Origin of the sequence: Fibrobacter sp. UWH5 (assembly GCF_900142505.1) — a bacterium.
Lineage (GTDB): Bacteria > Fibrobacterota > Fibrobacteria > Fibrobacterales > Fibrobacteraceae > Fibrobacter.
Genome location: NZ_FRBB01000001.1, coordinates 392,320 through 405,338, shown reverse-complemented (window position 1 = coordinate 405,338; position 13,019 = coordinate 392,320). Strand labels below are relative to the sequence as shown.

Annotated in this window: 13 protein-coding genes; 9 read left to right on the top strand and 4 right to left on the bottom strand. The window is 52.2% G+C overall.

The genetic code is table 11. The features are described 5' to 3' along the window. The first annotated feature begins 68 nt into the window (after positions 1-68). The 6 genes from BUB38_RS01760 to BUB38_RS01735 all read left to right on the top strand — a co-directional run bounded on the left by BUB38_RS01760 (position 69) and on the right by BUB38_RS01735 (position 5,338). Positions 69-689 carry a methyltransferase gene (locus BUB38_RS01760; RefSeq protein ID WP_073156181.1) on the top strand — a complete coding sequence of 207 codons (621 nt, stop codon included), beginning with the start codon at positions 69-71 and terminating at the stop codon, positions 687-689. Between the two features lie 160 nt (positions 690-849). After that, entirely contained in the window at positions 850-1,347 is a 498-nt protein-coding gene (locus BUB38_RS01755) for a YchJ family protein (protein ID WP_073156175.1), read from the top strand. Between the two features lie 176 nt (positions 1,348-1,523). Next, a complete protein-coding gene (gene argC / locus BUB38_RS01750) occupies positions 1,524-2,498 on the top strand; it encodes an N-acetyl-gamma-glutamyl-phosphate reductase (RefSeq protein WP_073156174.1) in 975 nt (324 codons plus the stop codon). Positions 2,499-2,574: 76 nt separating this feature from the next. Continuing rightward, positions 2,575-3,717 carry a GTPase ObgE gene (obgE, locus tag BUB38_RS01745; protein ID WP_083541828.1) on the top strand — a complete coding sequence of 381 codons (1,143 nt, stop codon included), beginning with the start codon at positions 2,575-2,577 and terminating at the stop codon, positions 3,715-3,717. Positions 3,718-3,728: 11 nt separating this feature from the next. Further along, on the top strand, positions 3,729-4,199 hold the full coding sequence (gene smpB, locus BUB38_RS01740; RefSeq protein WP_073156171.1) for an SsrA-binding protein SmpB: 471 nt from the start codon (positions 3,729-3,731) through the stop codon (positions 4,197-4,199). Beyond that, entirely contained in the window at positions 4,199-5,338 is a 1,140-nt protein-coding gene (locus BUB38_RS01735; RefSeq protein ID WP_083541827.1) for an N-acetylmuramoyl-L-alanine amidase, read from the top strand. Before smpB ends, BUB38_RS01735 begins: the two co-directional genes overlap by 1 nt. A gap of 178 nt (positions 5,339-5,516) precedes the next feature. Here the strand turns inward: BUB38_RS01735 and BUB38_RS01730 are convergent, their stop codons facing one another. The 3 genes from BUB38_RS01730 to BUB38_RS01720 form a co-directional block, all read right to left on the bottom strand. After that, positions 5,517-6,260, bottom strand: coding sequence for a YebC/PmpR family DNA-binding transcriptional regulator (locus BUB38_RS01730; RefSeq protein WP_073156169.1), 744 nt, complete (start codon positions 6,258-6,260; stop codon positions 5,517-5,519). Between the two features lie 163 nt (positions 6,261-6,423). Beyond that, positions 6,424-7,191: a hypothetical protein gene (locus tag BUB38_RS01725; RefSeq protein ID WP_073156166.1), complete on the bottom strand. Its 768-nt coding sequence runs from the start codon at positions 7,189-7,191 to the stop codon at positions 6,424-6,426. A 52-nt stretch (positions 7,192-7,243) separates the two neighbouring features. Continuing rightward, the gene (locus tag BUB38_RS01720; RefSeq protein ID WP_073156164.1) at positions 7,244-8,857 is read right to left on the bottom strand and encodes a phosphohexomutase domain-containing protein; all 1,614 of its coding nucleotides are present in this window, start codon (positions 8,855-8,857) and stop codon (positions 7,244-7,246) included. A gap of 280 nt (positions 8,858-9,137) precedes the next feature. On the opposite strand from BUB38_RS01720, the gene dapA reads away from it, so the two are divergent. From dapA to BUB38_RS01705, 3 genes are all read left to right on the top strand, one after another. After that, entirely contained in the window at positions 9,138-10,094 is a 957-nt protein-coding gene (gene dapA / locus BUB38_RS01715) for a 4-hydroxy-tetrahydrodipicolinate synthase (protein ID WP_073156161.1), read from the top strand. A 155-nt stretch (positions 10,095-10,249) separates the two neighbouring features. Then, the gene (locus BUB38_RS01710) at positions 10,250-10,981 is read left to right on the top strand and encodes a hypothetical protein (protein ID WP_073156158.1); all 732 of its coding nucleotides are present in this window, start codon (positions 10,250-10,252) and stop codon (positions 10,979-10,981) included. Positions 10,982-11,045: 64 nt separating this feature from the next. Beyond that, a complete protein-coding gene (locus tag BUB38_RS01705; protein WP_139258155.1) occupies positions 11,046-11,378 on the top strand; it encodes a hypothetical protein in 333 nt (110 codons plus the stop codon). Positions 11,379-11,465: 87 nt separating this feature from the next. Here the strand turns inward: BUB38_RS01705 and BUB38_RS01700 are convergent, their stop codons facing one another. Then, the gene (locus tag BUB38_RS01700; protein ID WP_073156152.1) at positions 11,466-12,950 is read right to left on the bottom strand and encodes a DUF1846 domain-containing protein; all 1,485 of its coding nucleotides are present in this window, start codon (positions 12,948-12,950) and stop codon (positions 11,466-11,468) included. Positions 12,951-13,019: the final 69 nt, after the last annotated feature.

The window sequence follows — 13,019 nt, the reverse complement described above, 5'->3', positions numbered from 1 at the left end:
TCCAGGACGGAATCAAATTTGGAATTAGGATAAGTAATTAGCAAGAGAAACAAACAGGAAGGTAAATAATGTTGACACAAAACCTCCCGGAATTTTGGGATAATCTTTACGCAGAAGGCAAGGACTATTGGAACACCAAGAAGGCTACCCCTGCCCTGCTGGAATTTTTCAAGAACCCCTCCTGCCCCGCTACCGGCTCCGTGCTGGTTCCTGGCGCAGGCTTTGGTTACGACGCCGAAGCATGGGCCATGCGCGGCCATGACGTTCTGGCAGTAGATTTCGCAGCAACCGCAGTCGATGAACTGGACCACTTGAGCCGCAAGCACAAGAACCTCCGTTCCCTGGACCTGGACCTGTTCACCCTTTCTCCCAAGGATCAGAAGCGTGGCGGCCAGCAGTTCGATATCGTGTACGATTACGGTACCTTCACTGCAATCCATCCGGGTCGTCGCGACGAATTCTTCGAAGTCTGCTACAAGATGCTGAAGGACGACGGCGTGCTGATTTCCCTCATGTACCCGCTGATGAACGGCAAGACCCTGCAGGGTCCTCCGCACTGCACCAGCGAAGGCGAACTGATGGCTCGTCTCGGCGGCGTTTTCGATGTGGTTGAACGCATCCCGGCCGTAAACAGCCTCCCCGACCGTGCAGGTAAGGAAGAATTCTGGATTCTCAAGAAGTGCCTGTAGTAGCATAAAGGTTATAGGCGAAAGGATAAAGGAGCGCGGTCATCCCGCGCCCTTTTTTTTCGCCGTAAACAGCCTACCGCCTTTAAACTTTAAACTTTATCCTTTAACCTTTTTTCTATCTTTTTCGCTGTAAATTTTTCACACTTTTAACGAGGTTATTATGGCTCAAGATTTATGCCCCTGTGGTTCCGGTAAAGAATATTGCGAATGCTGCGAACCGGTCATCAAGCAGACTGCTCTCGCCGCTTCTCCCGAAGCACTGATGCGTTCTCGCTACACCGCTTACGCCAAGCACGAAATCGCATGGCTCAAGGAATCCCTGGAAGCTACTCAGCGTTCCGATTTCGACGAAGCTAGCGTCGAAGCATGGAGCAAGGAATCCGAATGGCTGGGCATCGAAATCAAGCAGACCAAGACCGAAGAAGAAAAGAACATCGGCTGGGTCGAATTCGTAGCTCGCTTCAAGCAGGGCAACATCACCCGTAACCACCACGAACTGGGCGAATTCCACAAGGTTGGTGGCGCATGGTTCTTCTATGACGGCCGTGCAGTCAAGCAGGAAACCGTGAAGAAGACCGGTCCGGATGTCGGCCGTAACGATCCGTGCCCCTGCGGTTCTGGCAAGAAGTACAAGAAGTGCTGCGGCGCTGGTAAGTAACAACGGTATGAGGACGCACCTGCGGTGCTCTGAGGCATGAGGGCGGGCCAAAGGCCCTTTGAGCTAAGGAATAGCGGCTTCGCTGCGACAATTTAACTTACCTCTAGCGAGCACAGCGAGCGACCTCAAAGCGACATCGTCGCGACCTCATCCCTGATTTCCTAAGGAATAAAGCAATGTTCAAGATTTTTGTTGATGGCGAAGCTGGTACCACCGGTCTTCAGATTTATGATCGACTCGCAAAGCGTAACGATATCGAAGTTCTGCGCATTTCCCAGGAACTGCGTAAGGATACCGCCGAACGCCAGCGCCTGATCAATGAATCCGACGTGACTTTCCTGTGCCTGCCCGATGCAGCCGCCGTGGAAAGTGCAGCGCTCTGCACCAATCCGAACACCGTAATCATCGACGCTTCCACGGCTCACCGTGTGAACCCGGACTGGACTTACGGCATGCCCGAACTTTCTGCAGAACAGCGCAAGGCCATCAGCACAGCAAAGCGCATTGCTAACCCCGGTTGCCACGCCACAGGCTTTATCCTTGGCATACACCCGCTGGTCGCAAGCGGCATTCTCCCCAAGTCCACAAACTTGGCAGCCTACAGCATCACCGGCTATTCCGGTGGCGGCAAGAAGCTCATCGCCGAATACGAAGACGAAAGCGCTCTTGGCCACAAGGCAGGAGAATCCCTCCCCATCATGGCTCCGGCACCTTACGCCCTGGCCCTTTCCCACAAGCACATTCCCGAAATGAAGAAGTACTGCGAACTGGAAAACATGCCCTTCTTCAATCCGGTGCTTGGCCCCTACTACAAGGGCATGGCCGTAACCGTAGCCCTCTTTGCAAACCAGCTTAGCAAGAAGGTTGGACCTCAGGACCTGACCGACATCCTCAAGGAACACTACGCAGGCTCCAACTTCGTAACCGTCATGCCTTACGAAGCAACCCCTGCAGAGACTCCGGCACTGATCAACGGCCGTCTGAACCCCACCATCTGCAACAACACAAATAATGCTTGCATCCAGGTTTTCGGTAACGAAACCGTCATGCAGGTTACAACAATCATCGACAATCTGGGCAAGGGCGCCAGCGGTGCCGCCATCCAGAACATGAACATCGCTCTCGGTCTCGACGAAACGTTAGGACTCTAACCCTGCGGCGAAGCCGCCTAACTCAAACTCAAAGGAGCGAAGCGACGAGCTCATACCTCGGACCTCGAAACCTGTTATGTTTTTAGACGAAAAATCAATCGAAGTGCGCTCCGGCAAGGGCGGTGACGGCATCTGCAGTTTCCACCGTGAAAAGTTTGTACCTCTGGGCGGCCCCGATGGCGGAGATGGCGGCCGTGGCGGTCACGTTATCCTCCAAGTCAACGAACAGTATTCCACCCTGCTGGACATGGGTAACGCACGTCTGTACAAGGCACGCCCCGGTCAAGCCGGCGGCGCCAAGCGCTGCACCGGCAGATCTGCAGAAGACCTCATCGTAGACGTTCCCAAGGGAACTATCGTCAAGGATGCCGAAGGTCGAATTCTTGCAGACCTTACCGAAGACGGCCAGCGCTGGATTGCTGCCCGTGGCGGCAAGGGCGGCATGGGCAACCAGCACTTCGCCACCCCTTCTAACCAGGCACCTCGCAAATGCACTCCGGGCGAAGCAGGCGAAAAGCGCGAACTGTTCCTGGAACTGAAGCTCATGGCAGACGTCGGTCTGGTTGGCTTCCCCAACGCAGGCAAGTCCAGTCTGGTGAACAAGATTTCCAGCGGACGTCCCAAGGTGGGCGACTATCCCTTTACCACTCTGGAACCGGTGCTTGGCATCGTGCAGATGAACGGACACAGCTTTGTGGTGGCCGACATTCCGGGTCTCCTGGAAGGCGCCAGCGAAGGCAAGGGTCTGGGTCACCAGTTCCTGAAGCACATCGAACGCACCCACACTCTTTTGTTCGTAATTGACGGTTTTGCAGAAAACGCCTACGAACAGTTCACGGTTCTGAAGGGAGAACTGGCGGCATTCCACCCGAAGCTAGCCAAGAAGCCCTACGTAATCGCCCTGAACAAAAGTGACCTGGGCATCGAAGAGGCCATCAAACAGTTTGCGGAACATAAGGAAAAGGTTATCATCACCTCTGCCTTTACCGGTGAAGGTTGCATGGAACTCCGTGACGCCCTGGATCAGGCAGTCCCCCACGTCCAAAAGAAAAAGGTGGGCTGGGAAACCAGGAAGGTAGAAGCACCTGTCAAGAAGGCCGCCGCAAAGACTGCTGCCAAGGCAGAACGCAAGGCAGCAGCCAAGCCCGCATCCAAGACCACAAAGGCTCCTGCCAAGAAGGCTCCCGCAAAGAAGACTGCCGCAAAAAAGTCCAAGTAAGGTAAAAGTCCATGGCAAAAAAGGAACAGTCAACACCCGTCATCCAGAATAGAAAGGCAAACCACCTTTACTTCGTGGACGAAACCTTCGAGGTGGGCATCATGCTCATCGGTTCCGAAGTCAAGTCAATTCGCGACGGCAAGTGTACCATTGGCGAGGCCTGGATTGACATTGACGAAAAGAAGAACGAGCTCTGGCTGGTAGGTGCCCGCATCGACGAGTACCTATTCGCCAACCGCTTCAACCACATTCCTGCAAGACGCCGCAAGCTCCTGGCCCATGGCCACGAAATCGAAAAGATGCGCAAGGCCAAGGAACAGAAGGGCTGCACCCTGATTCCTCTGAAGTTGTACTTCAAGAATCGTCGCGCCAAGCTGGAAATGGGCATCTGCCGCGGTAAGGACCAGCACGACAAACGTCAGACCATTATGGAACGCGACGCCAAGATGGAAATGGATCGCGCAGCAAAGGCACACAAGTAATGAACAAGGTTTTGTGGGTACTGCTTTTCTGCCTAGCAACCGTCTCTGCGGTGTGGGCCGGTAAAACGGACGTAGAGAATTTCGCCCAAAGTAAGGGCGCCTCTTTCCATTGGTATCCCGTTCAAAAAACGTTCACCCTAGAAAGAAACAAGGACACGGTCAAGTTCGCCATCGGCCTCCCCTACGCAAGTCTCCACGGCAAGACAATCAACCTTGCAGCAGCTCCAGTTCTTTCTGCAGGCCGCATCCAAATTGATTCCGTCGACGCAGCAAAATTTTTTGAGGCAGAACAAACCGCAAAAAGTTCCGCCCAACAGGCAGCCGTTTCATCAAGCAGTGTAAAGGCAGCCCCCGCAGCAACAAATACAACAACCACAGCCCAAGCACCCACCCCCGCAAAAAATGAAACCGCAGGCACCCGCGAAGTCAAGACCATCGTTATCGACCCGGGCCACGGCGGCAAGGACTCAGGCGCCATCGGTTCCAAGTCTCAAGAAAAAGACATTGTCCTTACCGTAGGCAAGCTCCTCAAGAAGGAATTGGAAAAGGAAGGCTTTATCGTCAAGATGACCCGCGACAAGGATTACTTTGTCGAACTGGGCCAGCGGGCCAATCTAGCAAACCAATGGGATGGCGACCTCTTCATCAGCCTCCACTGCAACGCCGTTGACGCCACTCCCGAACGCAAGAAGATTATCAAGGGCTACCACGTCTACGTACTCCGCGCTCCCGAAAGCGAAGAAGACAAGGCCATCGCCCGCCGCGAAAACAAGGTGGCCACCCTCTACGGCGAAAAGAACGCCAAGGAAGAACTCTCCCCCATCGAATGGTTTAAGCTGGAAGCCCGCCTAGAAAAGTACAAGCAGAACAGCTACATGTTCACCGAAGAAATGTTAAAGGCCATGGACGGCGGCAAGATCCGTCGCCAGGCAGGTGGCGTAGGCGGTGCAGGCTTCATGGTCCTGGTGGGTGCATTAATGCCCGCAGTCCTTTACGAAATCGGCTTCATCAGCAACCTTGAAGACGAAGCCTACATGATGAGCGACGCCGGCCAGAAGGATATCGCAGAACGCATTTCCAAGGCAGTCACCAGCTACAAGGAAGCCGTTCACAACTACCGCGAAACCCTGGGCAGGTAAAGGTTAAAGGTTAAAGGTTAAAGGTTAAAGGTTAAAGTATAAAGAGAGGTGACTCCGGTGGAGTCGCCTTTTTGACAAGTCCGCGGCACCTATTTTTTACGTCGTATGAGTAAAAAGTCCTCGGTCTAAACCGAGGACTTCTCAAATTCGCGAAGTTCGCTTTATAGGTTACAGAGGATTACTCAGCGTCCATGTCAGCTTCGTCGATTTCAGCGTTGTGGTAAACGTCCTGAACGTCGTCGTGATCTTCGAACTTGTCGATGAGCTTGAGCAGCTTCACAGCGTCGTCGTGGCCCAGCTTGACGGGGTCGTTAGCGACGTAGGTGATTTCAGCGCTCATCATTTCGATGCCAGCACCTTCAAGAGCGCGGGTAACGGCGTCGAATGCTTCCGGAGAGGTGGAAACTTCGTGGATGCCGTCTTCAGTGCTCATGTCGTCTGCACCAGCTTCCAGAACCAGGTCCATAACCTGATCTTCGCTGTACTTTTCTGCATCGATAACAATCATACCCTTGTAGGTAAATGCCCAAGTAACGGAACCGGTTTCGCCCATGGCGCCGCCGTTCTTGTTGAAGATGTTACGGATTTCAGCAACGGTACGAACCTTGTTGTCGGTCATGCACTGCACCATGATGGCAATGCCTGCAGGACCGCGACCTTCGTACAGCGGTTCGGTAACGTCTGCACCACCGTTAGCGCCAGTACCCTTGGCAATAGCACTTTCGATGTTCTTGGTGGGCAAGCTCTGAGACTTGGACTTGATGATAGCAGCACGGAGACGCGGGTTTGCATCCGGGTTGCCGCCGCCAAGCTTAGCAGCGATAGAAATTTCCTTAATCAACTTGTTCCATGCCTTAGCACGGGCAACGTCAGTCTTAGCTTTCTTACGTTTGGTGGTGGCCCATTTGGAGTGACCGGACATAAATTACCTCATATAGGTTGCAAAAGTTTCGGGTCAAAAAATAATTTTTTTTTGGACGTCTGTCCTTAAATTCCGCAAGTTTTATATAAAAAATCAAGAAAAAAGCCGCCACCCTTCTCTACGAAAGGCAGCGGCATTTATAAGTTTCGAACTACAAAGAAGATTATTTCTTCTTACGCATAGCGCACTGGCGCTTTTCCTTGACGCTCAGGCTCGGATCATCGCAGCCATCACCAGAAGAAACCTTCTTGTGCTTATTCTTCTTGACAGGAGCCTCATCCTTTACAGCCTTGCCCTTCTTGGCCGGCTTCGTAACGGGAGCTTCTTCAGCTTCTACACGACGCTTGCGGGTAGAAATGGTTCCATCGTCATCAGAAAGTTTGCGGTTTCCGTTCTTCTTCTGAAGAGCTTGCAACTTCTTCTTGTCCATAGGATCAGCGGAAGCCTTGGTAATGGCGCGGTCATACTTACCGCCCCACACGTTACCAATCAAGGAACCGGATTCCAGAGCATCCTTCAGAATGCCCTTAGCCCATTCATCGTTGGCCGGAGGCAACAGTTTGAACTTCAGGTTACGAATACGGGTAGGTTCTTCTTCATAATAAAGCATCATGTCAAAGAAACCAACCTGATATTCCTGACCGTCGGTACCAGCAGCCGTAGAGGGAACGTATGCGAGAACCGCATAAAGTTCACCGTCAAAGAGACCGGTAATCAAGACATCGCCGTCTCCACCCGGAGCCTGGACTTCACCCGTAGCCTGGAAGGCCCACGGAGCGACATCCACCGTCAACTGGAACTTGTGGAAACCCTTTTCAACCTTCTTCAGTTTAAGCAGCGCCCCAGAGAAAGCCTGGAATTCAGGCTTCAGGTTCTGAGCAGAGCAAACAACTGCAAAGGCCAGAAAGAGAAATGCAAGTAACTTCTTCATAATTCTAATCCTCTTTTAATTCGGGTTAGAAACCCAATCCACTAATCAAGACTTAGTTCTTGTAGAACAGAGCCTTGGCTGCTTCGAACATGGGATCCTTTTCATCCGGGTTGCGGCATTCGGTATAGATACGAACCTTGGGTTCGGTACCGGACGGGCGAACCAGCATCCAGGAATCGTCTTCGAAAATGATCTTCACGCCGTCGAGAGTGAGCAACTGCTTAACGGTCTTTTCGGTGTTGCCAACCATGACCTTAGCACCGACCTGTGCGGCTTCGGCAACAGCGTTCACCTTGGCGATGAGCGGAGCACCGACCAGGGACTTGTCCACTTCGAAACCAGCGCGGCTGGGGTAGAAGCGGCCATATTCAGCATAGAGGGCATCCAGGTATTCACCCAGGTTCTTGCCGGTGGTAGCCATGATTTCGAGAGCGATGAGAAGGCCGAACTGAGCATCCTTTTCCAGGGTGTTGTTGAGGCCGGAAATACCATCAGATTCTTCGAAGGCGACCAGAGCCTTATCCTTGGCATTGCGAGACAACCAGGGGCGGAAGTTCTTGAAGCCCACCGGAGTTTCCATAACGGGAACGCCCAGCTTTTCAGCAATGATGTTCACGAAGTTAGAAGTAGCAACAGACTTTGCAACCACGCCCTGTTCCTTGCGCCAGGTAGCCATGTAGTGGAAAGCGATTGCGCCGAACTGGTTCATGTCGATTTCGCGAGAACCATCGTAGAAGCGGATACGGTCACCATCCGGGTCAAAGATTGCGCCCAGGCGGAAGAAGGACTTGCTTTCGTCCAGAGCCTTGCGGACCATTTCCAGGTTCTTGGAAGACGGTTCCGGAGCAACACCGCCGAACAGGCTGTCGTCTTCGTTACGGATGGTAACGAGGCACTGGGGATTGTCCAGGAGAGCGGCCGGACGACGACGGGTAGAACCGTGAACGTGGTCGCAGACCAAAGTCAGACGATCCTTCTTGATGAAGTCCTTGATACGGTCAAACTTGATGGTGCCCTGCTTGATCAGGAATTCCTTGTAGATCTTCAGGGAGTCGATGATTTCCCAGTCAACCTTGGAGACCGGTTCGAACTTCCAGGTGCTCATCATTTCGTTAGAGAGCTTGGTAATCACGTTGGTGATTTCCGGACCTGCAGGACCGCCGTCTGCGGGGTTGAACTTGATGCCGTTGTAGTGGCTGGGGTTGTGGCTAGGAGTCATGTTGATGGAGCAGGCAGCACCCAGCATTTCGATTGCAGCGGAGAATTCCGGAGTCGGCATTTCGTTGCCGTAGTAAACCTTCACACCGGCCTTGGCGAACTGGTCAGCCACAGCTTCGCAGAATTCGTGACCCAGGAGACGGTTGTCGTGGCCAACCACAACGCCGCGCTTCTGAAGTTCAGCGAAGTCCTTGACGCCAAGAGCTTCGAACATAGCAGCATCAGCTTCCTTGTAGAGGCGGACGATAGCTGCGCCTACGACCTGCAGATTACGGAGAGTGAATTCAGAACCGATTTCGCCACGCCAGCCGGAAGTGCCGAAGCTAACCTTTGCCGGTTCCTGAGAGGTGAGAGCCACCTGCTTGACCTGTTCTACCAGAGCCATGTCGGTAGCGGGGTTAAATTCGGGGGACTGGATCTTCTTCCAAATCTGAGTAATGTTTTCCATAGTGGTTCCTATTTTAAAGTTTTCGGGCATTAATTTACAAAAATTTTGTTACAAACGATACCCCTCCCCACCAAAAAGGGGCTTATCTCGCCCCTGTATATTTTAACGTTATTTTTTGACATAAAAAGAACAGCATACGGTAAAAAGAAAGGTAAAAATCCAGGTCATTACGTCCTTAAAGGCACCAAATCCCCCGTTTACACCGATTTTCGCGAAAAATAATGGGGGTAAAGCGACATTTGCAAGGTCCAAATCTTCATTTTATAGCTATTTTTAAGGCATGCAAATTACAAAAGCTTCTCAACTTACTGGTGTTTTTCCCGCATTGTTCACTCCGCTGATGAACGATGATCCTAAGAACCTTAACAACTCCATCGACTACAAGAAGATGGAAAAGATGATTGACGACCTCATTGCCTCTGGCGTTTCCGGTATTCTCCCGGTTGGCACCACTGGTCAGAGCGCCACCGTCACTCACAAGCAGCATCTGGACATCATCAAGTTCACTCTGGACTACGTAGGCGGCCGCGTTCCCGTTATCGCAGGCGCAGGCTCCAACTGCACTCGTGAATCTGTGGAAATGATTCAGGAAATCCTGAAGATTGCTGAAGTTCCCATGCTCTGCGTGACCGGTTACTACAACAACCCGTCCCAGGAAGGCATCGAAAAGCATTTCAAGACCTTGAGCGAAGAAACTGGCGCCAAGATCATCATCTATAACGTTCCGGGCCGTACCGCTAGCTACGTCCACCCCGACACCCTCATCGCCCTTTCCGAAGACAAGAACATCATCGGTCTCAAGCAGGCAGTTGACTTCCGTATCGGCGAAAAGTTCCACGAAGACACCAAGCGCGTCATCAACGAAACCAAGAACAACGACTTTGCCGTTCTCTCTGGCGAAGATGGTTTCTTCATCGACATGCTCGAAATGGGTGGCCAGGGCCTCATTACCGCAACCGGTAACATCCCCGAAGCAGCAAAGATCTTCTCTGACCTTTACAAGGCTTATGTAGCCGGCGACTCCTCCAAGGCCAAGGACCTGCAGAGCGCCGCCCGCGACTACGTGGAAGCAACCTTCTGCCGCAAGAACCCCATTCCTCTGGGAACCATGTTCAACAGCCCGTTGTTCCAGCCCATGACCAGCGTCAAGGACACCGCCCGCGGCGAAGAAGCCGTAGAACGCATCATGAAGCTCATCAACGAAAAGGCAGAAAGCCTCAAGAAGTATCACGTTTAATAGGTTTGAGGGCGCACCTTCGGTGCTTTCAGGTTTGAGGACGGTCCTTCGGACCTTTGAGTTAAAGTAAGGCGGCAAAGCCGCGATCATTTGACTCATACCTCAAGCGAGCACTGCGAGCGACCTCGAACCTCATACCTCACAAGGAGAATATCATGGCTAAGAATCAGAAAGTTCAGAAGTCCATTAGCGACGAAGTCTGCGCTTACATCAGCAAGCAGAAGCTCCTCCCCATCCCCGTTCAGACCCTGAACGAAGAAGTGGAAGCAACCCGCTACTTTGGTGGCGACCTGAAGGAATTCATCGAAGCCGCAAAGTCCCTGGGCGCAAAGAGCATCTTTGTCGAAACCCTGTACCTTGAAGAAGACGAATTCTTCTATGACAGCGGTATGGATGACGAAGAATATCTGGAAACCTACGGCGCCGACTGCAATTGCGGTTGCCAGTGCGGTTGCTGCTGCGAAGACAAGGCCGAAAAGAAGGCAGACAAGAAGTCCAAGAAGGCCGCTAAGGTTGAAGAAGAGGAAGAAGATGGCGTATGGCTGGAACCGGAAGACCTGGACGGTCTGGACCTGTCCCTCCTGAAGCCGGAAATCGCTTCTTACATGGACCGCGTTGGCGAAAGCTGCGGCGTCCGTCTCACCGTTCCCGGTGTTGACCACCTGGAAGTGGAAATCTTCGCAGACTGGTACGACGAATTCGCCGAACTGGTAGACGAAGCTTCCGAAATCATCGAAGACGATCCCGTTGGCGCTCTGGAAGAAATGCAGGCCGCATTCGACGAAGCTGAAGCTGCAGCCGAAGCCGAAGAAAAGGCAGCACTCGAAGCTGAAAAGGCAAAGGGCACCAAGAAGATTGCAGCTCACCCCCCGAAAAAGGCTAAGTAATATCAGACTAGCGAAGCTTTAAAGAACGACCGGTTTGCGCCGGCCGTTTTTTATATTGGTTATCATGAAATCCGTAAGCACAATCTTGTTGATTCTCCTACTCGCATTAAATTCGTTTGCGGCCACCCCTATTGTAACGCATGAATCTAGAATTGTGCAATCCATTCCAACGAATATTGAGAATTACGTCCACGACACAAATTACGACGGTGATTATTCCGATCACAGCCCTTTTTTGAGATTTATGGGTTACTTTTATTCTGTCGCAGGAATACTTGGCGGAATTATGGTGATTGGTGTTGACGTAGGTTTAAACAGTGGTAGTGCAACAGGCATCGGAGCTGGAGCAGGTCTAATCGCCCTTGGTACCACAGGAATTGTTTTACTTTCATGGTAACTAAAAAGTCTCGGATTACTCCGGGACTTTTTTAATTGAAATCTGTGCGACGGTAAGCCGAAGCTTTAAAGCGAAGGATTACCTTGCTTAGGTGTGGTACAACTTGGATGTCTGATAATTCGGTTCAGAGGTCAAGTTCACACCCAGGCGGCGGAACACGCCAACATCCACCTGAGACAGGATAACGCTTGCGTGGACTTCGCAATGACGGAGTTCCGGAAGCTTTTCCAGAGCGATCTTTGCGTTGTAATCGGTAAGGGCGCAGACAGACAGAGCCACCAGCACTTCGTCCATATGGAGACGAGGATTGGTGTGGCCCAGTTGCTTGGTCTTCAGGCTCTGAATAGGTTCAATGACCATGGGAGAAAGCAGACGGACTTCATCAGGAATACCAGCCAGGTGCTTGAGGGCATCCAGAAGCATGGCAGAGGATGCGCCCAGCAAGGAGGATGTCTTTGCGGCAATCACAGCGCCATCCTGAAGTTCAATAGCAACGGCGGGGCCGTTAGTTTCTGCGGCACGCTTGAGAGCGGCGGCAACAACCGGACGGTCGGCGGTGCTAATGTGAGCCTGTTCCATGACCAGCTGCTGCTTGTAAACCTGATCCTGATCAGCGTTGCCCTTACGGACATCGCAGAGGGTGTTGTAGTAGCGGCGGATGATTTCCTGCTTGGCGGCTTCGCTAACAGCGTCATCATCGATGATGCAGTTACCAGCCATGTTCACGCCCATGTCAGTGGGGCTCTTGTACGGAGATTCACCAAGGATGCGGGTGAACAGAGCGTTCAGAACCGGGAACACTTCAACATCACGGTTATAGTTGATGGTGGTCTTGCCGTAAGCTTCCAGATGGAACGGGTCAATCATGTTCACATCGTTCAAGTCTGCGGTAGCAGCTTCGTAAGCCAAGTTCACCGGATGCTTCAGAGGAATGTTCCAGATGGGGAACGTTTCGAACTTTGCGTAACCGGCCTTGACGCCGCGGGTATTTTCGTGATAAATCTGGGAGAGGCAAACAGCCATCTTTCCACTTCCCGGACCCGGGGCGGTCACCACCACAAGTTCGCGGGTGGTTTCTACAAACTGGTTCTTGCCATAACCATCGTCGCTCACCACCAGCGGAATGTTGTTGGGGTAACCGGCAATGGGATAATGGCGGTAAACCTTCAGACCTAGACCTTCCAACTTCTTCTGGTAAGCCAGGGCGCTAGGCTGGTCCTGCCAACGAGTCAGCACCACGCTGCTCACATAGAGACCGTAACCGCGGAAGGCGTCAATCAAACGAAGAACGTCCTGATCGTAGGTAATGCCCAGGTCACCGCGGACCTTGTTCTTTTCGATATCGTTGGCATTGACGGCGATAATAACTTCGGCCTTGTCCTTCAGCTTTTCGAGCATGCGGATCTTGGAATCTGGGGCGAAGCCAGGCAGTACACGGCTTGCGTGGTGGTCATCAAAGAGCTTTCCGCCAAATTCAAGGTAAAGCTTTCCACCGAACTTTGCAATACGTTCGGCAATCTTCTCGGACTGCGTTCTCAAGTACGCGTCGTTATCAAATCCAACTTTGAACATATATGCTCCACATGCATAAAATTTATCGGGTCAAAAATAAAAAATTGGAGCCGTCTCCCCTAGGGTTGT